The sequence below is a fragment of the Rhizobium sp. 01T444 genome (assembly GCF_056398305.1).
Genome location: NZ_JBFTPD010000002.1, coordinates 152,965 through 178,990, shown reverse-complemented (window position 1 = coordinate 178,990; position 26,026 = coordinate 152,965). Strand labels below are relative to the sequence as shown.

Annotated in this window: 19 protein-coding genes and 1 pseudogene; 8 read left to right on the top strand and 12 right to left on the bottom strand. The window is 60.4% G+C overall.

Going from position 1 to position 26,026, the window contains the following annotated elements; translation table 11 throughout:
* Nucleotides 1-153: 153 nt before the first annotated feature.
* Nucleotides 154-354, top strand: coding sequence for a KTSC domain-containing protein (locus tag AC1DTN_RS03575; protein ID WP_051942244.1), 201 nt, complete (start codon nucleotides 154-156; stop codon nucleotides 352-354).
* A gap of 132 nt (nucleotides 355-486) precedes the next feature.
* On the opposite strand, the gene AC1DTN_RS03570 is transcribed toward AC1DTN_RS03575, so the two are convergent.
* From AC1DTN_RS03570 to AC1DTN_RS03545, 6 genes and pseudogenes are all read right to left on the bottom strand, one after another.
* A complete protein-coding gene (locus AC1DTN_RS03570; RefSeq protein WP_442206903.1) occupies nucleotides 487-2,298 on the bottom strand; it encodes a putative bifunctional diguanylate cyclase/phosphodiesterase in 1,812 nt (603 codons plus the stop codon).
* 115 nt (nucleotides 2,299-2,413) lie between these two features.
* Complete coding sequence (locus AC1DTN_RS03565) at nucleotides 2,414-4,198, bottom strand: IlvD/Edd family dehydratase (RefSeq protein ID WP_442206904.1); 1,785 nt, start codon at nucleotides 4,196-4,198, stop codon at nucleotides 2,414-2,416.
* Nucleotides 4,195-5,112: pseudogene (locus AC1DTN_RS03560) on the bottom strand (NAD(P)-dependent oxidoreductase); the annotation flags it as partial. The gene AC1DTN_RS03565 and the pseudogene AC1DTN_RS03560, both read right to left, overlap by 4 nt.
* A gap of 249 nt (nucleotides 5,113-5,361) precedes the next feature.
* Entirely contained in the window at nucleotides 5,362-8,559 is a 3,198-nt protein-coding gene (locus AC1DTN_RS03555) for an efflux RND transporter permease subunit (protein ID WP_439016334.1), read from the bottom strand.
* A gap of 121 nt (nucleotides 8,560-8,680) precedes the next feature.
* The gene (locus AC1DTN_RS03550) at nucleotides 8,681-9,871 is read right to left on the bottom strand and encodes an efflux RND transporter periplasmic adaptor subunit (RefSeq protein WP_439016335.1); all 1,191 of its coding nucleotides are present in this window, start codon (nucleotides 9,869-9,871) and stop codon (nucleotides 8,681-8,683) included.
* Between the two features lie 47 nt (nucleotides 9,872-9,918).
* Nucleotides 9,919-10,731, bottom strand: coding sequence for an alpha/beta hydrolase (locus AC1DTN_RS03545; RefSeq protein WP_113319568.1), 813 nt, complete (start codon nucleotides 10,729-10,731; stop codon nucleotides 9,919-9,921).
* Nucleotides 10,732-10,896: 165 nt separating this feature from the next.
* Between AC1DTN_RS03545 and AC1DTN_RS03540 the strand changes: the two genes are divergently transcribed.
* Nucleotides 10,897-11,808 (top strand): LysR family transcriptional regulator, encoded by a 912-nt coding sequence (locus tag AC1DTN_RS03540; protein WP_113319567.1) that lies wholly within the window; start codon nucleotides 10,897-10,899, stop codon nucleotides 11,806-11,808.
* A 241-nt stretch (nucleotides 11,809-12,049) separates the two neighbouring features.
* On the opposite strand, the gene AC1DTN_RS03535 is transcribed toward AC1DTN_RS03540, so the two are convergent.
* A complete protein-coding gene (locus AC1DTN_RS03535; RefSeq protein WP_113319566.1) occupies nucleotides 12,050-12,952 on the bottom strand; it encodes an SDR family oxidoreductase in 903 nt (300 codons plus the stop codon).
* A gap of 53 nt (nucleotides 12,953-13,005) precedes the next feature.
* Complete coding sequence (locus AC1DTN_RS03530) at nucleotides 13,006-13,746, bottom strand: SDR family oxidoreductase (RefSeq protein ID WP_477919991.1); 741 nt, start codon at nucleotides 13,744-13,746, stop codon at nucleotides 13,006-13,008.
* 119 nt (nucleotides 13,747-13,865) lie between these two features.
* Here AC1DTN_RS03530 and AC1DTN_RS03525 point away from each other — a divergent pair, with 119 nt between their 5' ends.
* From AC1DTN_RS03525 to AC1DTN_RS03515, 3 genes are all read left to right on the top strand, one after another.
* The gene (locus AC1DTN_RS03525; RefSeq protein WP_477919990.1) at nucleotides 13,866-14,780 is read left to right on the top strand and encodes a LysR family transcriptional regulator; all 915 of its coding nucleotides are present in this window, start codon (nucleotides 13,866-13,868) and stop codon (nucleotides 14,778-14,780) included.
* A gap of 19 nt (nucleotides 14,781-14,799) precedes the next feature.
* Nucleotides 14,800-15,114 carry a hypothetical protein gene (locus tag AC1DTN_RS03520; RefSeq protein ID WP_113319563.1) on the top strand — a complete coding sequence of 105 codons (315 nt, stop codon included), beginning with the start codon at nucleotides 14,800-14,802 and terminating at the stop codon, nucleotides 15,112-15,114.
* Nucleotides 15,115-15,194: 80 nt separating this feature from the next.
* Nucleotides 15,195-15,809: a DNA-3-methyladenine glycosylase gene (locus AC1DTN_RS03515; protein ID WP_113319562.1), complete on the top strand. Its 615-nt coding sequence runs from the start codon at nucleotides 15,195-15,197 to the stop codon at nucleotides 15,807-15,809.
* 16 nt (nucleotides 15,810-15,825) lie between these two features.
* Here AC1DTN_RS03515 and AC1DTN_RS03510 read toward each other — a convergent pair whose 3' ends face one another.
* From AC1DTN_RS03510 to AC1DTN_RS03500, 3 genes are read right to left on the bottom strand one after another with little or no spacing between them, the layout of a single operon-like run.
* Nucleotides 15,826-17,367, bottom strand: coding sequence for a DHA2 family efflux MFS transporter permease subunit (locus AC1DTN_RS03510; protein WP_477919989.1), 1,542 nt, complete (start codon nucleotides 17,365-17,367; stop codon nucleotides 15,826-15,828).
* Nucleotides 17,368-17,372: 5 nt separating this feature from the next.
* Nucleotides 17,373-18,596, bottom strand: coding sequence for an HlyD family secretion protein (locus tag AC1DTN_RS03505; protein ID WP_477919987.1), 1,224 nt, complete (start codon nucleotides 18,594-18,596; stop codon nucleotides 17,373-17,375).
* A complete protein-coding gene (locus tag AC1DTN_RS03500) occupies nucleotides 18,589-19,053 on the bottom strand; it encodes a MarR family winged helix-turn-helix transcriptional regulator (protein ID WP_037070867.1) in 465 nt (154 codons plus the stop codon). Before AC1DTN_RS03500 ends, AC1DTN_RS03505 begins: the two co-directional genes overlap by 8 nt.
* A gap of 497 nt (nucleotides 19,054-19,550) precedes the next feature.
* Between AC1DTN_RS03500 and AC1DTN_RS03495 the strand changes: the two genes are divergently transcribed.
* Complete coding sequence (locus AC1DTN_RS03495; protein WP_477919986.1) at nucleotides 19,551-20,726, top strand: efflux RND transporter periplasmic adaptor subunit; 1,176 nt, start codon at nucleotides 19,551-19,553, stop codon at nucleotides 20,724-20,726.
* A complete protein-coding gene (locus tag AC1DTN_RS03490) occupies nucleotides 20,723-23,902 on the top strand; it encodes an efflux RND transporter permease subunit (protein ID WP_477919985.1) in 3,180 nt (1,059 codons plus the stop codon). Before AC1DTN_RS03495 ends, AC1DTN_RS03490 begins: the two co-directional genes overlap by 4 nt.
* Before the next feature lie 7 nt (nucleotides 23,903-23,909).
* Here the strand turns inward: AC1DTN_RS03490 and AC1DTN_RS03485 are convergent, their stop codons facing one another.
* Nucleotides 23,910-24,686: a metallophosphoesterase gene (locus AC1DTN_RS03485; protein WP_477919984.1), complete on the bottom strand. Its 777-nt coding sequence runs from the start codon at nucleotides 24,684-24,686 to the stop codon at nucleotides 23,910-23,912.
* A gap of 162 nt (nucleotides 24,687-24,848) precedes the next feature.
* Between AC1DTN_RS03485 and AC1DTN_RS03480 the strand changes: the two genes are divergently transcribed.
* Entirely contained in the window at nucleotides 24,849-25,973 is a 1,125-nt protein-coding gene (locus tag AC1DTN_RS03480; RefSeq protein ID WP_113319556.1) for an acyl-CoA dehydrogenase family protein, read from the top strand.
* Nucleotides 25,974-26,026: the final 53 nt, after the last annotated feature.

Below are 26,026 nucleotides of genomic sequence, written 5' to 3'. Positions count from 1 at the left end.
TCAAACTTCAGACGCATTTAACTCAAAATAGGTAGGGCTCCACTCTTTGGATCCTTGACTTGAATCGACCGGAGATTAGCTTGACGCTGTCTTGAACCGCTCGTCGGATCCAGCAGCCACCTCTCTCGCGCGAAACACATCGGGGAGTACCGCATGGAAACTAGACTGCAGTCCAAACTCATTGAAGCGATCGATTACAAGCGCGAGACTCGACACCTCACGCTCTATCTGACCAACGGTCAACGCCGCCATTATGAAGATGTCCCTGAAGGCATCGTCGTCGGACTGACCGCAGCAGCTTCTCCTGGCGACTTCTACATGAGCCAGATCCGGGGCCGCTTCCGCACTACCTGAAAAATACGGCACGCACCCAAGGCGTGCCGTGTCAGTGCACTGAGAGTTAGCTTAAAGTGCTCGCCGACTGGATCGTTCGAACCGAAATCGGCTTCCCATTCCATTCATCGACTAAACTTCAGCCCCCAAATCTCAGCCAGCCACACTTCGCGATTTGCCGCCGTGGCCGTTTGATGCAAGAAGGCGCCCTGTATCGGCGGCGTTGGAGGGATAGCCGAGCGCAAAACCCTGCAGGCTGTCGCAGCCGAGCCATGACAGCGTCACGGCATGGGCTTCGGTCTCCACCCCTTCCGCAATCACTTCCACATCGAGAGCCTTGGCAATCTCGACAATCGATCCGACCACGCGCCTCTGCTCAGCCGATTCCACCACATCGGTGACGAGTTGGCGGTCGATCTTCAGCCGCTTCGGTTTCAGTCGCACGAGGCCGATGAGCGAGGCATGGCCGGAACCGAAGTCATCGATCTCGATATCGATGCCCATCTGCTTGATGAGGTCGATATTGGCGAGGAATTTCTCATCGCAATCGTCGAGGAAGATCGTCTCCACCAGCTCGAAGACGATGGCACCCGGCGGAATGGCCAGCCGGCGCAGCTTGTCCAGCAGAGCAGGATCGGCAAGACGCCCGGGCGAGATGTTCACGGCGATCCGCGGCACATGGTAGCCCAAGGCCTGCCAGGCGGCCCGATCTTCAAGCGCGCGCTGCAGAACTGCGGCATCGATCTCCGCCGAAAGCCCGTATTCATCCGCAATGCGCAGGAAGACGCCTGGCGCAAGCACGCCCTTTTCCGGATGGTTCCAGCGTGCCAGCGCCTCCAGCCCGGTGATCTCGCGGGTGCGCGCATCGAGCTGCACCTGATAGTAGGGAATGATCTCACCCTGCTCCAGGGCCTGGGCGAGATCTTCGGCCAGGCGACGCTTGCCGCGCAAGTCGTCCTGAAGCTGTCGGCTGAAGAATTCGATGCGATTACGGCCGAGCTTTTTTGCCTGGTAGAGCGCCAGATCGGATTCGGCGAGCAGGTTGCGCGCCCTTTTGTCGCTGCTCCAGGATACGCCGATCGATGCACCGGATTGCAGCATCTCCTGCCCGAAGCGGATTTTCTTCAGCAGTCGCCTCTGCACATCCTCAACGATTGCCTTCAGCGCATCGAGGCCGGCGAAATTGATCAGTACGATAACGAAATCGTCGCCGCCGACACGGGCAGCCATGCCATCTGAGGGAATGGCAGCGGCAATTCTGAGTGATGCCGTGCGCAGCACGGCATCACCGGCGGCGTGGCCATGGCTGTCATTGATCTGTTTGAACTGGTCGAGATCGAGATGCAGAACGGCAAGCGTCGACACGCTCTTTTCCGCCAGCAACGCCGCGAGCCGCCTGTCGAACAGGCGCCGGTTCGGCATGCCGGTCAGATAATCATGATTGGCGACATGCTCGATCCGCGCATTGCTTTCTTCAAGCGCCAGCGCCCGGGCCTCGGCCATCATCTTCTGCTTGCCGAGCTCGGCATTGAGCAGCACATCGGATGTAACATCCCATTCGGCACCGATGAAGGAGGGGGTGCCCTCCTCATCGACATAGAAATGCGCACGTGACCGCAGATAGCGGATCTCGCCGCTTGGCAGGATGATGCGAAACTGGGAGTTATAGGCACCCCGGGCGGCAACCGCTTTTTCGAAATCCCGCTCGGCCTGCCCCCTGTCGTCAGGATGTATGGCCTCGGACCAGACAGAGGTCGGCACCTCTCGATCTGTCTGACCGGTGCCGTAGAGGCGATGCATCTGCGCGTCCCAGAGAATAGCATCCTTGTTGATGCTGTGTTCCCACACACCAATTTGCGAAGCATCAAGCGCCAGCTCCAGTCGCCGAAGAAGATCCTGGAACTCTCGCTCTGATCGCGTTGGTTTATTCTCGGGCAATTTCGTTTCAGCCTTCGAAGCCTGCAAAAACTCATAATATAGTCGCAAGCCCTCATTAATGAAGCCTTTTCGTAAGTACCGAACTAGTTACTAGGTGAACTCTTCGTTACGACTGCCTTCTTTTCAATCAGTATTGTTTTAATCAGTGATTGTGTCGCGGTGGGTTCCTGGCAATCCGCCGGAACTCTGCTGCCCCCTCGATGACCGCACCATCTGACAGCTGCGTCACCGTTTTCCGGTAGATGCGCTGCCATGGCGTCGCATCGGCCGGCACCGGCGGGATTCCGTCGCCCTTGCGTCGCTCGATTTCAGCCTCGTCAACCAGCATATCGCAACGCCCTTGATTGAAATCGATGCGAATGATGTCGCCGGTCCTGAGCCACGCAAGCCCGCCGCCTGCCGCACTTTCCGGGGAGGCATTGAGGATCGACGGACTGTCCGAAGTGCCGGACTGTCGCCCGTCACCGATCGTCGGCAGGCTCTTGATGCCGCGCTTCAGGATATGATCCGGCGGCTGCATGTTGACCACTTCCGCAGAGCCCGGCCAGCCGAGCGGACCAGCGCCGCGGATGGCGAGGATCGTGTTCTCGTCGATGCCGAGCTCCGGATCGTTGATGCGCTTGTGGTAATCCTCCGAACCGTCGAAGACGACAGCCTTGCCCTCGAAGACGCCTTCCCGGCCCGGCTCCTGCAGGTAACGCTTACGGAAATCCTCGGATACGACGCTCATCTTCATGATGGCGAAATCGAAGAGGTTGCCCTTGAGTACGAGGAAGCCCGCACGCTCTTTCAGAGGCTCGCTGTAAGGTTTGATGACGTCACGGTCGCGCGCCTCGCGCCCTCGCAGATTCTCCGCCATGGTCTTGCCGGTGACGGTGCGACAGTCGCCGTCGAGCTTGCCGGCCTGCAGCAATTCCCACATGACAGCAGGGGTGCCGCCGGCACGGTGGAACTTCTCGCCGAGATAGGCACCAGCCGGCTGCACATTCGCCAGCAGCGGAATATCGAAACCATGCACCTGCCAATCCTCGGGATACAACTCGACCCCAGCATGCTTCGCCATGGCGGCAAGATGCGGCTGGGCGTTCGTCGAGCCACCAATCGCCGAATTGGTTTTGATGGCGTTGAGGAAGGCTTCGCGCGTCAGGATATCGGACGGCTTCAGGTCTTCGAGCACGATCTCGACGGCGCGACGGCCGGTACGATAGGCCATCTGGCCGCGCTCACGATAGGCAGCCGGAATATTACCGCAGCCTGTCAGCGACAGGCCTAGCGCCTCGGCCAGCGCGTTCATGGTCGAGGCCGTGCCCATSGTGTTGCAATGGCCGACGGAGGGTGCCGAATCGAGTGCCGTCTGCAGGAATTCCTCTTCGTCGATCTCGCCAGCCGCGAGCTTCCGGCGCGACTGCCAGATCGCCATGCCCGAGCCGGCGAGTTTTCCTTCATGCCAGCCGTCGAGCATTGGCCCGCCGGAGAGAACAATCGCCGGAATATCGACCGTCGAAGCCGCCATGATCGCCGAAGGCGTGGTCTTGTCGCAGCCGGTCGTCAGCACAACACCGTCGAGCGGATAGCCGTAGAGAATTTCGACAAGCCCGAGATAGGCGAGATTGCGGTCGAGTGCTGCCGTCGGGCGCTTGCAGTTCTCGAAGATCGGATGCGTCGGAAATTCGATCGGGATGCCGCCCGCATCGCGGATGCCGTCCCGCACGCGCATTGCCAATTCGATATGGACGCGGTTGCAGGGGGTCAAATCGCTGCCGCTCTGGGCGATGCCGATGATCGGCTTGCCGGACCGCAGCTCCTCCGGCGTTACCCCGTAATTCATGAAGCGCTCCAGATAGAGCGCCGTCATGTCGATATGATCGGGATTGTCGAACCAGTCCTGCGAACGCAGGCGGCGCTTGGCGGTCTTGCTGTCGGTCATTTCTTTCCTCCCGGTCGGGCATTCCTGTCTTCGAGATGGAGCAGCAAGGCGCTGTGATCCGTCTCGCCGTTGCCCCTGGCAACAAATTCTGTGAATTCGGCATGAACCGCTTCCGTCAGCGGCAAGGTCAGGGAAAGGGCTTTCGCGGTCGCCATGACGGCGTCGAGATCCTTCAACTGGTTAGCCGAAGAACCACCCGGCGCGAACTGCCGGTCGATCATGCGCTTGCCGTGGATCTCCAGAATGCGGCTGTCCGCAAAGCCACCACGCACCGCATCCCGGAAAGCGGCCGGAGAACCACCGCCGGCCTCGATCAGCATCATCGCCTCCGCGACGGCGCCGATCGTCACTGCCACGATCTGCTGATTTGCGAGCTTCGCAAGCTGCCCTGCCCCATCGGGGCCGACGTGAGTGACGCGCCCCATCGGCGCAAAAACATCCGAGAGTTCAGCAATGACGGACGCATCCCCACCCGCCATGATGGCAAGCGCCCCTGCCGAAGCCCCGACCACGCCGCCGGAAACCGGCGCATCGATATGGCGGATGCCGTGCTTGGCAAGCTTCTCTGCGTGTTCCCGCGCGAAAGGTGGAGCGATCGAGCTCATGTCGATGACAACAGCACCCGGCTTCATGGCCTCGGCCGTGCCCATGTCGAACAGCACCTGACTGACGGCCTGAGCATTGGTCAGCATGCAGATGACGATATCGGCCGCTGAGGCGGCTTCGGCGGGTGCGGAGGCGATAGTGGCACCATTGCCGGAAAGGGTCTCAGCCTTGGTTCGATCACGGTTCCAGACGGTGACGGAAAAGCCTGCGCCAAGCAGGCGCCGCGCCATCGGCGCGCCCATAAGGCCGGTGCCAAGGAAAGCGATCTTGCGCTTCCCGCTGTCTTTTGATGCGTGCGTCACCCAGCCCTCCCGAACTGTTGTCTGCCTTTGATAGTCTCCTTACCTCAGCATGCAACAGTTTTGATGGACGTAACGCATTTTTGTCTCATACCCACAGCATCGGCCCGAAAATCGGAATCGATTTTTGGAAGCACGATGAGTAGATTCAAAGATTTAAAGCGTCCTTTGGGCGTCCGGATGGACGTACAAAGGACGCTTTAAAACGAAACGGGCGAGGACCAAGGCCCCCGCCCGATTTACCCGACAAAGGAGAGGTTATTCCGCAGCGACCTTCATATGGTCGTCCTCGTCCTGCGGATGATTGTCGTTGTGCTGAACGAGCGGGCGGTTGCCCGTCATCCGGCGCAGAAGCACGTAGAATACCGGCGTCATGAAGATGCCGAAGAAGGTCACGCCGATCATGCCCGAGAAGACGGCGACACCCATGGCCGCGCGCATTTCGGAACCGGCACCGGTCGAGGTGACGAGCGGCACGACACCCATGATAAAGGCCATGGAGGTCATCAGGATCGGGCGCAGACGCAGGCGGCTGGCCTCGATCGCGGCTTCACGTGGCGTCCTGCCTTCGAACTCGAGTTCGCGGGCAAATTCCACGATCAGGATCGCGTTCTTGGCCGATAGACCGACAAGGACGACGAGGCCGATCTGTGTGAAGATGTTGTTGTCTCCACCGGTGAGCCAGACGCCGGTCAAGGCGGCGAGAACACCCATCGGCACGATCATGATGATCGCAAGCGGGAGTGTCAGGCTCTCATACTGGGCAGCAAGCACCAGGAAGACGAGCAGCAAGGCCAGCGGGAAGACGACGACGCTGGAGTTACCGGCGAGGATCTGCTGGTAGGTCAGGTCCGTCCACTCGAAGTCGATGCCAGCGGGAAGTGTCTCATGCAGGATCTTCTCGATTGCCGCCTGAGCCTGCCCGGACGAGAAGCCCGGTGCCGGACCGCCGTTGATATCGGCAGCAAGGAAGCCGTTATACCGGTTCGCACGCTCCGGGCCAGTGCTTGCGTCCACCTTCAGGAGGGCTGCAAGCGGGATCATCTGGCCCGATGCCGAGCGAACCTTCAACTGGCCGATATCTTCCGGCTGGGCGCGGAACTTGGCATCGGCCTGCACACGGACGCTGTAAGTGCGGCCGAAGGCGTTGAAGTCGTTCACATAGAGCGAGCCAAGATAGATCTGCAGCGTCTGGAAGACGTCGGTGACGGAAACTCCGAGCTGCTCGGCCTTGGCGCGGTCGAGATCGGCATAGAGCTGCGGCACGTTGATCTGAAAGCTGGAGAACAGGCCGGCCAGTTCAGGCGTCTGATAGGCCTTCGCAAGCACGGCCTTCGTGGCTTCGTCGAGCGCCTGGTTGCCCAAGCCCGCGCGATCCTCGATCTGCAGTTTGAAACCACCCGTCGTGCCGAGGCCGTTGACCGGCGGCGGCGGGAACATGGCGATGAAGGCGTCCTGGATGGCGCCGAACTTCTGGTTCAGGGCCATGGCAATTGCCCCACCCGAAAGATCAGGCGTCTTGCGCTCCTCGAAATCCTTCAGCGTCACGAAGACGATGCCAGCGTTCGAAGAGTTGGTGAAGCCGTTGATCGACAGGCCCGGGAAGGCGATCGCGTTGGCAACGCCCGGCTGCGCCAGAGCGATGTCGGTCATGCGCTTAATGACGTCTTCCGTGCGGTCGAGGCTTGCAGCATCCGGCAACTGGGCAAAACCGATCAGATACTGCTTGTCCTGCGACGGCACGAAGCCGCCCGGCACCGTATTGAAGATGCTGTATGTCGCTCCGACCAGCACAAGATAGATCACCATGACGATGCTCTTGCGCGATACCAGACCGCCGACGCCCTTGCCGTAGGCGTTCGAACCGGCGCCGAAAGCGCGGTTGAAGCCGCGGAAGAACCAGCCGAAGATCGCGTCCATGAACCGCGTCAGCCAGTCCTTCGGCGCATGGTGCCCCTTCAGGAGAAGGGCGGCAAGCGCCGGAGACAGCGTCAGCGAATTGAAGGCCGAAATGACAGTCGAGATCGCGATCGTCAGCGCGAACTGGCGATAGAACTGACCCGACAGACCGGAGATGAAGGCGAGCGGCACGAAGACCGCGACAAGCACCAGCGCGATCGCGATGATCGGGCCGGAGACTTCCTTCATGGCCTTGTAAGTCGCCTGACGCGGACTGAGCCCAGCCTCGATGTTGCGTTCGACGTTTTCAACGACGACGATCGCGTCATCCACAACGATACCGATCGCCAGCACCAGGCCGAAAAGGCTGAGTGCATTGATCGAGAAGCCGAACATGTACATGACCGCGAATGTACCGATGATGGATACCGGAACGGCAATCAGCGGGATGATCGAGGCACGCCATGTTTGCAGGAACAGGATGACGACGAGAACGACGAGCGCGATGGCTTCGAGCAGCGTGTCGATGACCTTCTCGATCGAGGCGCGAACGAACTTCGTCGTATCATAGACGATCTCGTACTTCACGCCTGAAGGCATGGCCAACTGCAGCTCGTCCATCGTCGCGCGGACATTGTCGGCGATCTCGATTGCGTTCGAACCCGGCGCCTGGAGAACGGCAACGGCGACAGCCGGCTTGCCGTCGAGCAGCGAACGCAGCGTGTAGTCGGCGGCACCCAGTTCGATCCGGGCAACATCGCGCAGACGGGTGATCTCGCCATTGGCGCCCGTCTTGACGATGATGCTGCCGAACTCCTCGGGCGTGCGCAGACGACCCTGGGCGTTCACGTTGAGCTGAAGATCGACACCCTTCTGGCTCGGCGAAGCGCCGATGATGCCGGCAGCGGCCTGGACGTTCTGCGAGCTGATCGCATTGCTGATGTCGCTTGCGGCAAGATTATGCTCGGCTGCCTTCTGCGGATCGATCCACACACGCATGGAATAGTCGCCGGCACCGAAGACCTGCACCTGGCCGACACCGGCGATACGGGCTAGCCGGTCCTTGACGTTCAGCGTCGCATAGTTGCGCAGATATGTGATGTCATGGCTGTTCCCGTCAGAGACAAGGTTGACGACCATGATGAAGTCGGGCGAGCTCTTGACCGTGGTTATGCCGAGCGCGCGAACTTCCGCCGGCAGGCGCGGTTCGGCCTGCGACACGCGGTTCTGCACGAGCTGCTGTGCCTTGTCCGCATCAGTGCCGAGCTTGAAGGTGACGGTGACGTTCAAGGCGCCGTCAGACGTTGCCTGGCTGGACATGTAGAGCATGCCCTCGACGCCGTTGATCTGTTCTTCGAGCGGTGTGGCCACCGTTTCGGCGATGACCGACGGGTTTGCGCCGGGATAGGTGGCATGCACGACGATCGACGGCGGCACGACCTCCGGATATTCGGAGATCGGCAGCGCCCGGAGGCCGATGAGGCCGGCGACCACGATGAGGACCGAAAGAACACCGGCAAAGACCGGGCGGTCGATAAAGAATCTGGATATGTTCATTTTAACGCCCTCTCCGGGGTGAACATGGATGCAAAGTCCCTCGCCGGCGGCTCGAAGGCGCACCGGCAGGTCATGTTGTCTAGGGTAACGGCCGCCTCCCCGAGGGAAGGAAGCTCAGATCTTACTGAGCGGTCGCGACCTTCTCTTCCATCTGGGGTGCTACGACTGCACCCGGACGGATACGCTGAAGGCCGTTGACGACGATCTTGTCGCCGACTTCGAGGCCGTCTTCGACCACGCGTTGGCCATCGAACAGCGAACCAAGCTTGATCTGCCGGTAGTTGACCTTGTTCTCACCATCGACAACGAAGACGAACTTCTTGTCCTGGTCGGTGCCGACTGCGCGGTCGCTGATGACGATCTTGTTCTCGGCCTTCGGCTGGCCCATGCGCACCCGAACGAACTGACCGGGGATCAGCTTGCCGCCGGGATTGTCGAAGACTGCCCGCACGGCAATGGTGCCGCTGGCAGCATCGACTTCGTTGTCGACCAGCTGAAGCTTGCCCTTGATCGGCGTTCCCTCATCGGCAAGCGTGCCGATTTCAACCGGGATCTGTTCAACGGCCGGCAATGCGGCGTCGGTTGCCGGAAGCTCCGAAAGAGCCTTCGTGACCATCTCTTCGCTGGCATTGAAGCTTGCATAGATCGGATCGACAGAGACAAGCGTCGTCAGTTCAGGCGAAGCCGAACCGGCTGCAACGATGTTGCCGACCGTGACCTCGATCTTGCCGATACGGCCGGAAACCGGTGCCTTAACCTGCGTATAATCGAGATCGAGCTGCGCGGACTGGAGAGCCGCCTGTGCCGAACGCAGGCTTGCCTGGGCTTCGGCCAGTGTGCTCTGACGCTGGTCGAGGTCGCTCTGCGAAATCGTCCGGTTGTCTGAGAGACGGCGACCGCGGTCGAGTTCCGTCTGCGCCAGGCTGACCTTGGCTTCGGCCGAAGCGACCTGACCTTGCGCCTGGGATACGGCCGCCTGATAGGGGGCGGGATCGATGGCGAAAAGCAGATCGCCCTGCTTGACCAGGGCACCTTCGCGGAAATGCACGGACTGGATGGCACCCCCAACGCGGGGACGGATCTGAACACGGTCGATAGCCTCAAGACGACCGGAGAAATTCTCCCAGTTCGTCACATCACGGCTGGCGACGACGGCAACCGTCACCGGCACAGCGGGAGGCTGCGCAGGTTCAGAGGCGGCCGTGGCGGTTGCGCTCATCGGCAGTTCGAAAAAGATGGCAGCGGCCGAAACGGACGCAGCAACACCCAGACCGGCGCCCACTAGGGCCCAGCGCTTACTTCTGGACGTCATTGGTACTCTCCTTGCGGCCCCGAATGGCCGTAAAAATCAGTTCGTCTTCAATGCAATTGTGGCTGAACGCTCACGTCCTGAAGAAAATCTCCAAAGTGGCGGCTGACGTTGCCCTGCCACGTGGAAGTCCCCTCAGATTTTCCGCCGTAAATGGATGGCCAACCTGTCCCGGCGGGAAGAACATGCTGGCGCACGCCAACACCTGCCTTCTTCAGGCGAGCGGCGTAACCGATAGTTTCGTCGTGCAGCGGATCATCCTCCGCTGTAAAAATCAGAGCCGGCGCAACACCTGATATACGCGAGCACAGGCAAGGCGCGGCATAGGGATGACAACCGCCACCACTCAGGTAGTGGCTCCAGCCTTCCGTCCAGCGCTGGCGCATGCCAATTTTGTCCGCCTTGCGGATGGAGGACGTACCCATGAATGGATCGAGAAGCGGCGAAAGTAGGATCTGGCCGTCAAGCGCATCCGGCATCTGGTCGCGGGCCTTCAACGCCACACCGGCGGCCACATTGCCGCCCGCCTCTTCGCCGGCGACGAACAGCAGTGACTTGCGGTCGCCGAGGCCGGCCTTCTTGAGAGCGAGATAGGAAAAGATCGAAAAGGAAATTTCGAGCGCCTTCGGAAAGACATTGCCCGAAAGCGTACTGTAATCCGCGGAAACGACGATCGCGCCTGCCTTTGCGAGGCTGGCGGCAATCGGGCGATCGGCATTGGGGTCGCTGTCGAGAAACGCGCCGCCATGCAGATAGAGAACGATCGGCGGACCCTTGCCGAAATCGGCGCCCATGTAGACGCGCGCAGAAACGGGGCCAGCGGCCACCTTTTCCAGCACCATGTCCTTAATTTCGGGCACCATAATCTCTATCTCTTCGCTGCTTTGCAGATGGACGGATGACGCCCGTCTCTTGCATTTTGCAATAAAAAGATATTGTTATTCAAAACCGGGAATAAGAAGCGATATCGCGATAACACTATTCCAAATCCCGAACAATGTTGCAACGCAAACTGCGGAATTGAACCGATGGATCAACTCTCGGCAATGCGCGTCTTCATCCGCGTAGTGGAGACGGGCAATTTCACCCGCGCCGCCGACATGCTCGCCATGCCCAAGGCGACGGTGACCAATCTCATTCAAGGACTGGAAGCGCATCTGCGCACCAAGCTCCTCAACCGCACCACCCGCCGTGTCATGGTGACGACGGATGGCGCCCTTTATTACGAACGCGCCGCGCAGATCATTTCCGAACTTGAGGAGTTGGACGGCAGTCTTTCAAACTCCCAGAGCCTGCCGACGGGCAGGCTGCGCGTCGAGATGGCGGGCGCCTTTGCCGATTCCATTCTGGTGCCGGCGCTCTGTGATTTCTATCAGCGTTATCCCGATATCCGCATCGACCTCGGCGTCGGCGACCGCACCGTCGACTATCTCGCTGAAAACGTCGACTGTGCTCTGCGCGCCGGCACGCCGGCCGACCAGTCGCTGATTGCGAGGCGCGTTTCGGAGATCGAAATGGTCACCTGCGCCGCACCCCTCTACGTCGAGAAATTCGGCCTGCCGCAGCGGCCGGAAGAGCTTGAAACGGAACATTATTCTGTCAATTATTTTCGCGCCCAGAACAATCGCACGGTGCCTTTCGAATTCCGGAAGGGTAACGAGATCATTGAGGTTAATCCGCGCTACATTCTCTCGGTCAACGACAGCCGCACCTATATGACGGCAGCTCTTGCCGGCCTCGGCCTCGCCCAGATCCCGATCTTCATGGCTCGTGAGCCACTGGCAAAGGGGGAACTGATTCAGACTCTGCCGGAATGGACGCGCGAGTCGCTGCCGCTCTACGTCGTCTATCCGCCGAACCGGCATCTCAGCAACAAGGTTCGCGTCTTCGTCGACTGGCTGGTGAAACTGCTGGCAGATGCCAAACTCAACGCCCGCTGACATAGAGCCATTGGTAGAAAAGAAGCGGCCCGCGATGGGAGGGATAACCGTCACGGGCCTTGATCTGATGTCTGAAACTGAAGGCCTGTCGCACCGCAGGAAAGGCGCGGCAGGCCCCGGAGTGGAGGTCGGGAGGCTGGCAGCGATTGCCGTCCGCCTCCGTCCATTCTGATATAGGTGCGCTTAGCCGGATAGTAAGGGGCAGCTCACCAAGAGGCCGTTCACAAGTTTGCGACGATCTTTATCCGTTCGTGACGGGCTTCAGCAGATCCTCGATACCGATGCGGCGGAAGAGCTCGGCACGAACGCGGTCCGCAACGCCGTTGACGATTTCCGCACCGTCTTCCGACGGATCGATATGGGTGCGGAACGGCCGCTTGCCGAAGGGCATGTTCACGACATCGACGATGGCGGTCGCAACGGAAGCGGCATCTGCATCAGCGGGTTCGAGCGAGGCAAGACCCTTCAACGCCTGTTCCGGCAGGCCCTTATAGGGACCTTCGTTATATTCRGCGGCGCGGGCGGCATCGGCAGGCGAGCCGGAATGGGCGAAGTGGTTCGTCCCCTTGGTGAAGGCGCCGGGAACGATGATTGCCGTTTCGATGCCCCACCGGGTCAGCTCACTGGCATAAGAAACGGCAAGCGAGTCCATGGCGGCCTTGGCGGCGAAATAGGGAGCAAGGTACGGAGGCGTACCGCCGCGGGTGCTGGAGGAAGAAACCCAGACAACCAGTCCCTTGCCCTGCTTGCGCAGATGCGGCAGCACCGCGCGGTTCACGCGCTGGGTCGACAGCACGTTGATATCGAAAAGCTCTGCATATTGCTCCGGCGTAAAGGCTTCGGCCGGACCGAAGGACATATGACCGGCATTGTGGATGATCGTATCGATATGGCCTTCGGCGGCGATCACCTTGGCGATCCCGGCCTCGGCGGAGGCATCCGAGGCGACATCCAGTTCGACAGCCTTCAACTCGACGCCGTTTTCTTTGGAGAAGGCCTCCACTGCCTCGACTTGCGGCCGGTTGCGGCCTTCGGTTTCACGCATCGAGGCATAGACGGTGTGACCGGCCTTGGCGAGAGCGCGGGCGGTAAGAGCGCCGAAACCGCTGGAAGCGCCGGTGATGACGATGACTTGCTTGCTCATGATCCTATTCCTTCTGTGAGAGTGGGGCGGCGCGACACCGCCACGAGTTTGCGTCAGACCATGCCGCCATTGGCACGCAGCACCTGACCGTTGACCCAGGCACCATCAGGGCCGGCGAGGAAGGCAACGACACCAGCAATATCCTCAGGCGTGCCGAGACGTTCCAGCGGGTTTGCCTTGGCAAGGTGGTCGATCAGTTCGTCGGACTTGCCGTTGAGGAAGAGGTCGGTGCCTGTCGGGCCGGGAGCGACCGAGTTGACGGTAATCTGGCGGCCACGCATTTCCTTGGACAGGATCGCGCCCATCGTCTCGACAGCGGCCTTCGTGGCGGCGTAGACGCTATAGGCTTCCGGCTTCAGGCCGACGACCGAGCTCGAGAAGTTGATGACCCGACCACCGTCACGCAGTCGCTTGGCAGCTTCGCGGAACGTGTTGAACGCGCCCTTGAGGTTTACGCCGATCTGGCGGTCGAAGGTGGCATCGTCCACATCGGCAAGACGGGAGAGCAGCATGATACCGGCATTGTTGACGAGGACGTCGACGCCGCCGAAGGCTGCCTCTGCAGCATCGAACATGCGGCGCACGGCGTCCGCATCGGCAACGTCGGCCTGTGCCGTCAGGGCCTTGCCGCCGGCCTTCTCGATCTTCTGGGCCAGTTCTTCGGCAAGTGCCGCGTTGCCAGCGTAGTTGATGACGACGGTGAAGCCGTCCTTTGCGAGACGTTCTGCAATCGAAGCACCGATGCCCCGCGAAGCGCCGGTAACGAGAGCGACCTTGTTTTGATTGGCAGACATTTTCTTCTCCTTTGGTTCGGCGCCGCAGCGCCTTTCGATGAGAAGAAGATGTCCCTTTTCACTTTGCGGATAATCGACCATTATTCGACATCACTATCCGGGAAATGCGAACAAATAAAATGGACAGATTCGATGCCATGCGGGTCTTTTCCCGCGTCGTGGAGCGCCGCAGCTTCACGCTTGCCGCCGAAGATACCGGCCTGCCGCGCTCGACGGTGACGGATGCGGTCAAGCAGCTGGAAGCGCGCCTCGGCGTGCGCCTGCTTCAGCGCACCACACGCCATGTCAGCCCGACGCTCGACGGCGAGGCGTATTACCAGCGTTGCCTGTCGATCCTCGCCGATATCGAAGACGCGGAGGGTGCCTTTGCCGGCACCAAACCGAAAGGCCTGCTGCGAGTCGATGTACACGGCACGCTCGCCCGGCATTTCGTGCTGCCGAGCCTGCCGTCCTTTCTGGAAACCTATCCCGATATCGAGTTCTATATGAGCGAGGGCGACCGCCTGGTAGATCTGGTGCGCGAGGGCATCGACTGCGTGCTACGCGTCGGCACTCCGCAGGACAGCGAGATGGTTGCGCGGCGAGTCGCCATGCTGGATGAGATCACCCTCGCCTCGCCATCCTATATCGCCGCTTTCGGTCAGCCCGGGCATCCCGACAAGCTGGATACACACCGCATGGTCGGCTTCCGTGCGACCGGCAGCGCCGGCCCTCTGCCCCTGGAATTCATCGTCGACGGCAGCGTGCGCAACATCACTATCCCCGCGACTGTGACCGTCAACGCCGCCGAAAGCTACATTTCCGCCGCTCGCATGGGGCTAGGCATGATCCAGATCCCGCGTTACCACGCCGAACAGGATCTTGCTGCCGGCACCCTGGTCCAAATGCTGGCTGATTTCCCGCTCACGCAGACGCCGGTTTCGCTGCTCTATCCGCGCAACCGCCAGCTCTCGCCGCGCGTGCGCGTCTTCATCGACTGGCTGGTGAAGGTCTTTGCTCGACAAAATTCCGAAAACACGGTTCACTCATATTAGCACTCTCGGAGGAACGAACATGGCACTCAGCGACACCATGGTTTACCAGACGGATGAGGGCTTCGTCGTCGAGTTCGGCAACGAGGGTGAAGACAGGATTGCAGTCACGCTGCGCAACGCCCCCGATCTCACGCACGAAAATGCCATAGCCAAGGCAAAAGCATTGCTTTCTTCCGCATTCGAGCCCGTTCACGGCGACGGCGCCCGCAGCAAGGATGCTGCGCTCCTTGAAGAAGAGCTGCAGGAAGGCCTCGAAGATTCCTTCCCGGCGAGCGATCCGGTTTCCGTCACCAGTTCGTCGATTTCGATACGCGACCCCAATGCCGGCCACTAGATCTGCTTTGAGATGATGTTGTCGATGCCGCGCGAGCCAGCCGGCGAACGATTGTTCCGGGTGGCAGATCGGCGAAGGGAATGCTATCGGCAATTTCCATGACGATCGAAACGACTGATGGCGCGATCGGCGCCGGCCCGCTTGCCGGGGAGAGCCTGCGCCACTTCTTCGAACGCGATGCGATCGAGGTCGCTCGCGATCTTCTCGGCTGCCACCTCACGGTCAACGATACAGGTGGGCGGATCACCGAGACGGAAGCTTATTACCCGGATGACGCGGCCTCCCACAGTTTCCGTGGTCCAACGAAGCGCAATGGCGCCATGTATGGCCATCCGGGCAATGTCTATATCTACCGCATCTATGGCATGTACTGGTGCCTGAACTTCGTCTGCACACCGGGCTCGGCGGTATTGATTCGCGCGCTGGAGCCGGAAATCGGTCTGGCTGCGATGATTGATCGGCGAGGCACTGATGCGTTGACACAGCTTTGCAGCGGCCCCGGCAAGCTCTGCCAAGCACTCGATATCGATATCTCCATCAACGACCGGACGCTCGACCAGCCACCCTATGCGATCTCGCCTTCCGCGCCTGTGCCCATCGTCTCGGGCAAGCGGATTGGCATTACGAAAAATGCCGAAGCACCATGGCGCTTCGGCATTCAGGGATCGCGATATCTGAGCAAGCCGTTCCGCTAAATGGGAGCCTTCAATGTCATTCCATGACGGCGCTATGGTCCATGGCCGGCGCGGCCTTCGGCTTGCGCAACAACAGGACCAGCGGCATGACGGCGAGCGACATCAGCATCAGCAGCTTGAAGTCATCCATATAAGCGATAATGGTCGACTGCAGCGTGATGACATCGTTGAGCGCCGCGCGGCCGACCGCCGTCAGCGGACTGAGGCCCTGCGCCGCCGTCGCATTGAAAGCATGGTTGAACGGCGTCACATAGGCCGCGATCGACTCATGGTTGCTCTGCGTGTTCTCGACGATCAGCGCCGAGACGATGGAGATGCCGACAGAGGAGCCGATGTTTCGCGACAGGTTATAGAGGCCGGTTCCGTCGCCACGCATCTGCGCCGGCAGTGTCGCAAAAGCGATCGTCGTCAGCGGCACGAAGAGGAAGCCGAGACCGGCGCCCTGGATGAAGCCGACCGAGATGATCGTCCATTGCGAGACGTCGGGCGTCCAGCCGGTCATGTCGTACATCGCCCAGGCCGTCAGCCCGAGACCGAGCAGCAGCAGCCAGCGCGTATCCACCTTGCCGATCAACCGACCGACGATGAACATGCAGAGCATGGTGCCAAGGCCGCGCGGTCCCATGACGATACCCGCCGTAGTGACCGGATAACCCATCAGCGTCTGCAGATATGGCGTCATCAGCGCCAGTGAGGCGAGATAGGTGATGCCGATCACGAAGATGAAGATCATGCTGACGGTAAAATTCTGGTCGAGGAACAGCCGCGGATTGACGAAGGATTTCTCCGCCGTCAGGGTATGTACCAGGAGCAGATAGAAGGCCGCGGCGCAGACGATCGCCTCGACCATGATCTCGCCGGAGGAGAACCAGTCGAGCTGCTCGCCGCGGTCGAGGAAAAGCTGTAGCGCCGCAATGAACAGGCTCATCATCCCGAAGCCGAACCAGTCGAGCTTGGCGAGTGCATCCCTCTTCGTTTCCGAGACGAATATGACGATGCCGGCAAAGGCGAGCGCGCCGATCGGAATGTTGATGTAAAAGACCCAGCGCCAGCTGATATTGTCCGTCAGCCAGCCGCCGATGACAGGGCCCAGAACCGGCCCGACCATGACCGAGACGCCGAAGAGGGCCATGGCCGAGCCGCGCTCCTCGACGGAATAGATGTCGAGGAGGATGCCCTGGGAAAGCGGAACCAGCGAGGCGCCGAACAGGCCCTGCAGCAGGCGGAAGGCAACGATCTGCGGCAGCGACTGCGCCAGACCGCAAAGCACGGAGGCGACGACGAAACCGACGATCGCCGTCAGCAGCACGCGCTTGCGACCGAACTTGGCAGCAAGAAAGCCAGACGGCGGCGTCATGATCGCGGCCGCAACGATATAGGAGGTCAAGACCCAGTTGATCTGGTCGGCGGAGGCCGAAACGCTGCCCTGGATATAGGGCAGCGCCACGTTGGCAATCGTCGTATCCAGCGCTTGCATGATGACGGCTAGGATGACACAGGCCGTGAYCGCGCCGCGATTGGCAACCGGGGTTGCCGGTGATGTAGGAGCAGTGCTCATGGCCGTTACTCGTGGCTGTTGCCGTGGCCCAGAAGGTTGTTGACGAAATCAGGCAGGCCGCGCGCATGGCCGGTATCGACATCGACCACCGTGCTCATGCCGACGCGAAGCGGCGGCTTGCCCTGAGAGTCGTCGATGCTGACGCGCATCGGAATGCGCTGTACGACCTTTACCCAGTTGCCGGTCGTATTCTGTGCCGGCAGCAGCGAGAAGGAAGAACCCGATGCCGGGCTGATGCTCTCGACCTTGCCCTTCCAAAGCACGCCCGGATAGGTGTCGACGTAGATATCGACCGACTGGCCGGGCTTGACGTAGGTGAGTTCAGTTTCCTTCGGGCTTGCGGCGATCCATAGATGCGAGGTCGAAACCAGCGAGAAGGCCTGCTGCGAAGCCTGGAGGTAGGAGCCGACCTGCAGCGCGTTGACGTTGGTCACGATGCCGTCGAAAGGTGCCTTGACAACGCTGTGATCGAGCTCGCGCTGAGCGTTGTCGACCTGCGATTTGGCCTGCAAGTAGAGCGGATTTTCCTCGACCGGCTGGTCGGCATTGCCGCCGAGTTGAGCAAGCGTCGTTGCGGCCTCCGCCTTGGCTACGGAAACCTTCTGCTGTGCCGCCTCGAGATTGTGCTTGGCTTCGTCATAGGCCGACTGTGTCGCGCTGCCGTTGTTGACGAGATTTTGCTGCCGGTCGAACTGATCCTGGTAATAGGGCAGATCGGCTTCGGCCTGTGTGATCTCGGCAAGCGACTGCTGGTAGCTGGCCTTCAGGTTCATGATCTGGTTGCGCTGCGCCCCGAGCTGCGCCTTGGCGCCATCGAGCGCGATCTTGAAGGAATCCGAGCGCAGGCTGAAGAGCACCTGCCCCGCCTTGACCTGCTCGTTCTCATGCACGTTGATCTGCTCGACGAGACCGGAAACGTCAGTCGTGATGCCCACCATATCCGCCTGGATATAGGCATTGTCGGTCGACATGATCTGACCGCCATTGACGTAGTAATAGCCGCCGACGACGAGCGCCACCGGCAGCAGGGCAAAGAGAACGGGGCGGGTGAAGCTGCGCCGGCGGCGGACCTTGTTGCCGCCAGGCGCAGCCACCGCGGCAGCCGCGGGCGCTGAATTGGATGAAGGCGCCTCAGCCACCGTTTCCGGTTGTTGGGGAATTTCTTTTTCTTCGACAGGGTTCTTGGCGTTCGCGTCGGACACGACGCGCAGGGGGGATTGATCAGCCATGTTTCGTCTCATTCTCGGCGACCGGACTCCGGCACGCCTGCACCAGATTCGTCTTCATTACGGATAGGATGTGGAAAAGCTGGTCGCGCTGTTCGGGTGTTATGCTTTCCAGCGCCTCGCCGCGGGTGACGTCACCGATCTTTCGCATTTCGGCGAGAATCGGATGGGCTGCTTCACGCATGTAGAGCAGCCAGATGCGCCTGTCGGTCGGGTGCTGGCGGCGCTCGATCAGGCCGCGCTCGGCGAGCTTGTCGAGGATGCGGACCAGTGTGATCGGCTCGATTTCGAGGATCTCGGCAAGCCCGCTCTGATGGATGCCCTCATTATTGGCGAGATAGGCAAGCGTCTGCCACTGAGACCGCGTCAGCCCAAGGTCCTTTGCGCGCTGCTCGAACCGTTTGCGAAGCAGACGGGCCACGTCGTGCAGAAGAAAACCGAGTGTTGGATTGTTGGTCATATACCTTCGCCGGCTAGTAATAAGCATCCTTATGATATTGGTAGATATATTGAGCATATGCAGTGCACAAGGATACAACCTCAAGATTCCGCACTTGCGGCCAAAATGCCGCAGCCCGCACCTAGCAGAGCCTTCGATCCGGTCTTTCGAAAGGTTCAAGCAGCGGCCGAAACTCGTCTCAGCAATTTGACAAAGCGAGGCATCGGCGGAAATGCCGGGGGTTTGCGGAACTCCAAATCAATGCAATCAATTGGCATTTGCAATTTTTGGATTCTCCCGTTTATAGTCTGCCTTCATAGAGTTAGGGAGAAGCAGGATTTTCTTCCTCCGGTTGATTTCGAGGTGCTGGCCTGCACCTGTCATCTTCCCGGCAGCCAAGCATGAGTAGAATTCGGACTTAGGACGAAGGCTCATGTTTTCGTTCCAGCAGACATAAACAGCTTATCTCAGGCATAGGTTCAGGCGGCCGCGTTCGGCCGCCCGCAAGGGGGACCGGAATGGCTTATTCGCTTCGACAGATATTGGCGCTCGGCTGCTTTGCCGCCTTCCTGCCGCTCATTGCTGAGGCACAGCAGGCGCCTGCTCCCCCGCCCGTCACCGTCGCCAAACCCGTCGTGCGCGATGTGGTCGATAGTGATGAGTTCATCGGCCGTTTCGAACCTGTCGATGAGGTCTCAGTCCGCTCGCGTGTCGGTGGTTACCTGCAGGAAATCGACTTCACCGACGGCGCTCTGGTGAAACAGGGCGACCGGCTCTTCGTCATCGATCAGAGGCCGTTCGTAACCGCACTCAATCAGGCCAATGCTGCGCTCGAAGCGTCGAAATCGGCTCTCGTCTTTGCCGATGCGCAATATAAGCGCGCCCAGTCGCTTGCTTCGAGCGGCAGCCAGTCGGCGCAGACGCTGGACGATCGCCGCCGCGAATTCGATTCGGCCCAGGCCAATGTCCGCGGCGCACAGGCCGCTGCCGATCGCGCTTCTCTCGACATGGAATATACCGAGATCACCGCGCCGCTCAGCGGCCGCATCGACCGCCGCCTGATCTCCGCCGGCAACCTTGTTCAGACCGACCAGACGGTGCTGACGACGATCGTTTCCCTCGACCCGATCGATTTCTATTTCGACGTCGACGAGCGCCGCCTGCTGAATTTCGCCGACACCGCACGCAAGCTCGGCAAGGATCTCCAGCAGGGCGGAGGCGGACTGGATGTGGCAGTCACGATCTCGGATCCCAATGCCAAGCCATTCAAGGGAAAACTGGATTTCGCTGAGAACCGAATCGACAACGAGAGCGGCACCATTCGTCTGCGTGCCCGCTTCCCCAACCCCGATCTCGTCCTTCAGCCCGGCCTCTTCGGTCGCATCCAGGTCGAAGCCTCCAACACCTATCAGGCCATTCTCGTTCCTGACGAGGCAATCGGCGCAGACCAGAATGAGCGTGTCGTCTATGTCGTCGGTACCGACGGCACAGTATCGACCAAGCCCGTGAGGCCCGGTCCGCGGCTCTATGGCTACCGCGTCATTCGCGAAGGCCTCGACGGCACCGAGACGCTCATCGTCAATGGCCTGATACGCGCCCGACCCGGCGCAAAGGTAACACCTCAGATGACCGAACTGCCGAAGGAGCGGACGGACGCGCCGCCGGAAACCGCCGGTGCGGAGAGCGGCCAATGAGATTTGCCCATTTCTTCGTAGACCGGCCAATCTTTGCGGCCGTCATTTCGATCGTTCTTCTCGTGGTCGGCAGCATCGCCTATACGCAATTGCCGGTCTCTCAATATCCGGAGATCGCGCCGCCGACCATCGTCGTGCGCACCTCCTATCCGGGCGCCGACCCGCAGACGATCGCCGATACGGTTTCAACCCCGCTCGAGCAGCAGATCAACGGCGTCGAAGACATGCTCTACATGTCTTCTTACTCCAGCGCCGATGGCGCCATGTCGCTGACGATCACTTTCAAGCTCGGCACCGATCTCGACAAGGTCCAGGTTCTTGTCCAGAACCGCGTTTCCATCGCCCTGCCCCGTCTTCCCGAAGAAGTTCAGCGGCTTGGCGTGACCACCGACAAGAGCTCGCCTGACCTGATGATGGTGGTGCATCTCCTGTCGCCGTCGCACCGCTATGACCAGCTCTACGTCTCGAACTACGCCCGCAACCGCATACGCGACGTTCTCGTACGCCTCGATGGCGTCGGCGATGTGCAACTCTTCGGCGAGCGCCAATATTCGATGCGAATCTGGCTGGATCCGGAAAAGCTCTCCGCCTACGGAATGACATCCGATGACGTCGTTGCCGCATTGAGAGACCAGAACGTCCAGGTATCGGGCGGCAAGATCGGCGCGCCACCGGTCACCGGCAAGAATGCGTTCGAATATACGGTGCGAACGGACGGACGTTTCTCGGATGTGCGCCAGTTCCGCTATGTCATTGTGAAATCGACGGCCACCGGCCGGCTTGTGGCCTTGCAGGATGTCGCCCGCATCGAACTCGGCGCACAGGACTACGTCACCAACAGCTATCTCAACAATGACCCCGCAGTTGCTCTCGGCATCTTCGCCCGACCGGGAACCAATGCACTGGATACGGCCCATCAGATCCAAGGGATCATGAAGGATCTTTCCCAGAACTTCCCACAGGGTCTGGAGTACCGCATCGTCTACGATACGACCGAATTCATCTCGGATTCGATCAATGAAGTCTACAGGACCATCGCCGAAGCGGCGATCCTCGTGGCAATCGTCGTCCTCGTCTTCCTGCAATCCTGGCGAACCGCCCTCATTCCGATCATCGCCATCCCCGTATCGCTGATCGGCACTTTCGCGGTCCTGCTCGCCTTCGGCTTCTCGCTCAATATGCTGACGCTGTTCGGCCTCGTCCTTGCGATCGGCATCGTCGTCGACGACGCGATCGTGGTGGTGGAAAATGTCGAGCGAAACCTGGCGCGCGGCATGACCCCGAAACAGGCGGCGCACGTCACGATGGACGAAGTCGGGACCGCCGTCGTCGCCATCTCGCTGGTGCTGATCGCAGTGTTCGTGCCGACGGCCTTCATTCCCGGCATTTCCGGACAATTCTACAAACAATTCGCGGTGACGATTTCAGTCACCACGGCAATTTCCGCATTGAATTCGCTGACGCTGTCGCCTGCGCTCGCAGGCATATTGCTGAAAACCCACGATCACGAGACCAAGCGCAAGAATATCTTCTCCCAGTTGGGAAGCGGGCTTGCCAACGGCTTCAACCGCGGATTTGATCGGATGAGTTCCGGCTATTCCTGGATCGTTCGGCATCTGGTCAGCAGTTGGGTAGGATTGACAGCTTCGCTTATTGTCTTCGCCGGCCTGCTGGGCGCGACCTGGTACATGGGACAGAAAGTTCCGTCGGGGTTCATCCCGACCATGGACCAGGGTTACGCAATCATCGTCATCCAGCTTCCGGACGGCGCTTCGCTTGCGCGTACCGACGCCGTCGTCAAACAAGTGGGTGACATTGCCCGCACGGTGCCGGGCGTCGGCAATGCCGTGCAATTTGCCGGTTTCAGCGGGGCAACTTTCACCAATGCCTCGAATGCCGGCGTCGTCTTCGTCCCGTTCAAATCCTTTGCCGAACGTGAAGAAGGTGGCGAAACCGCCAACAAGATCATCGGCGAACTCTACGGCAAGCTGCAAAGCATCCAGGAAGCCTTTATTATTGCCATCCCACCGCCATCCGTGCGCGGCGTCGGCAATTCCGGCGGCTTCAAGATGCAGATTTCGGATCTTGAAAACGCTGATATGACGCGCGTCCTTGGTCTGGCCCGCCAGATGATGGGTGCTGCCGCAACGACCGAGGGGCTTACCGGCGTCTTTACGACATTCTCGGATGCAAGCCCGCAATATTTCCTTGCGATCGATCGCGACAAGGCACGTTTCCTGAACGTGCCGATCCCCAATATCTTCAACGCGCTGTCCATCAACCTCGGCGTTGCCTATGTGAACGACTTCAATGCGTTCGGCCGCGTCTACCAGGTTCGTGCCCAGGCCGACCGGCAATATCGAATGGACAGGGACGATATCCTCGCCCTGAAGGTTCGATCGGCAACCGGCGCGCTGGTTCCGCTTGGCACTCTGATGGACATCCAGGATTCCAGCGGTCCGGCACTTGTCCAGCGCTACAACATGTATGTCTCGGTGCCGCTTCAGGGCAATCCGACGCCGGGCACATCGACCGGCGACGCCATCAAGAAGATGGAAGCGCTGGCGGGGCAGATCCTGCCGCCAGGAACGACCTTTGAATGGACCGAGCTTGCTTATCAGGAAACCCACACTGGCAATACCGCCATCTATATCTTCGCCCTGTCAGTGATCTTCGTCTTCCTTGCGTTGGCGGCACAATATGAAAGCTGGGTCCTGCCTCTGGCGATCATCCTCATCGTTCCGCTCGCAGTGCTCGCCGCGTTGATCGGCGTATGGCTCAGGGGAATGGACAACAACGTCCTCACCCAGATCGGCCTGATCGTCCTGATCGGCCTTGCGGCCAAGAACGCCATTCTGATCGTCGAGTTTGCACGACAGGCGGAAGAAGAAGGGAAAAGCGTCGTGGATGCAGCAATCGAGGCAAGCCATCTTCGCCTGCGCCCGATCCTGATGACGGCGTTCGCCTTCATCTTCGGCGTTCTACCGCTTGCCATCGCCACCGGCCCAGGTGCTGAAATGCGCCAGTCGCTCGGCACGGCTGTGTTCTCGGGCATGTTGGGTGTGACGATCTTCGGCCTGTTCCTGACGCCGGTCTTTTATGTCGTGCTGCGCCGCTGGCGCAAAAAGCCGGCGGAAGCGCCGGCTCAGGTCGATGCGGAGGAGAATGCTGCCTGAACCGGTTTCAGGTGGAGAAGAGGTAAACCTGGCCCTGCCAGAAGCGGGCGACGGAGAGCCTGCCGCTCCTGAAGGCGCGGGTGTCGAGGTTCAGCCGCATTAGCTGCACATCCGGCTGATCGCCGGGCGTGTGACCATGGACGATGAGCTTCGGCAGTGGCAGCGGGCTTTCCAGGAAACGCTGGCGGATGAAAGCCAGATCGTCATCGGCCTGCTCTTCGAGCGGCACGCGCGGGTCGATGCCCGCATGCACGAAGGCGACATTGGGCGTATCGAGCATGATCGGCAATGAGCGGATGAAATCGATATGGGTATGCGGCAGCGACTGGCGGATGAAGGCGTCGAGCTGCGCACCGGAACGGAAAACGAGCGGCAGGTGATCGGGATCGAGACCGTAGGATCGCAGAAGCTCGGCGGCACCCATGGTCATCCAGTCGTCATAGGATGCCCAGCCGTCGATATAGTCGAGCATGACGATCTCATGGTTGCCGGCAAGGCAGATGCGCTCGAAACCCTCGGGCGCCGGGTCCATGATATGGCTGATGACATGCGCCGATTGTGGACCGCGGTCGATATAGTCGCCAAGCATGACGATGAGTTTGGTGCCCGGTATATGCTCTGCATCCCGGACGATCGCCTCTTCTGCTTTCTGCAGCAGATCGAGACGACCATGCACGTCGCCGATGGCATAAGTGGGGATGTCGGCTATATCCATGCTCACGCGCGGGCGCGGCTGACGTCCAGCCTTCGAACCCTCGCGGCTTCGTGCAAGAGAATCACTCATCATCATTCCTGATCAGTTCGCCGTCCCTTAACCATAAGTAGAGCATACGGCAAGGCGATCAAGCTGGTAAGAAAATTCCGCCGGCCGGGCTTTTGTGGAAAAAGCGGCCTTACGCAAGTCGATGCAATCACGCACTTTTTTAGCACCAGGAAAGAGTGGCAGATGGGCACCGTATCGCAACTGCACGACAATGTGCGTCCTCCGGCGCACCGCATCGAGACTGAGGAGGAGGCCATCTCCGCGGCTCGCGAGCTTGCGGCCGGATTTCGCCGGCAGGCAAGCGAGCGCGACATCAACCGCCTCATGCCAAACGCCGAGCTCGACGCGCTCTCGCAATCCGGCCTCACAGCAATCACCGTTCCCCCTGAATATGCCGGGCTCGATATTTCCAACGCCCTGCTCGCCGAGATCGTCGCCATCGTCGCCGAAAGCGATGCCTCGATCGGCAACGTGCTGACATCTCACTTCCGCGTGCTGGAAGGGCTGCGCAACCAGCCCTCGGAAGAGCTGAAGATCGCCCTTTTCACCCGCGCATTGGACGGCGACCGTTTCGCTGCGACCCGTTTTACCGATCAGGCAAGCCTCGTTGCCGAGGGCTCCGGCTTTCGCCTGACAGGCCGGTCGGAACAGGCAGCCGCCATCCTTTTCTCCGACTGGATCGCCGCAGCAGCGATCGATCCCGGCGGCCGCAGGGTGACGTTGCATCTGCAGCGTGACAGCGACGAACTGCAGGCGATAGACGACTGGGATGCTTTCGGGCTTCGCATCAACGGCACGGCAACGCTGATTACCGGCAAGCTGCATGTGAATGTAGACACCGTCACCGCCGCTCCATCCGGCGATCACACGACGGAAAAGTCCCTGGGCCTTCTGCTGCAGGCAGCCGTCAGCCTCGGTATCGCCCGTGCAGCCTTTGCCGACCTGCTCGTCATGGCGAAGGAGCCCTCTGCCCTCTTTGGCAAAATCGGCGAGCGCGCCATCCGCATCGAAATCGCGACCGGCGCGCTGGAACAGGCAGGCCGCAAACTGGATATCGCCCAGGTAAGCCCCGCCGAAGCAGCCATGGCGGAAGCCTATTTCTCCGCCTCATCCGCCTGCCTCACGGCAACCGACGTGGCGCTGGACACGGCAAATGCTCTCTTCGAACTGGCCCGGGGCGCGACCGGCAGCATAGCGCTCAACCTCGACCGTCACTGGCGCAACGCCCGCATCCACGACATGGCAATCCAGCGCGAGCCGCTGTTGAAGGCAGCAGGCGCGCATATTCTGAAAATCAGGGAAAGCTGAAGCAACTCCCGAAAACTGTGCCGCAGTTTGCATACGGAATTGCGGGGAAATAA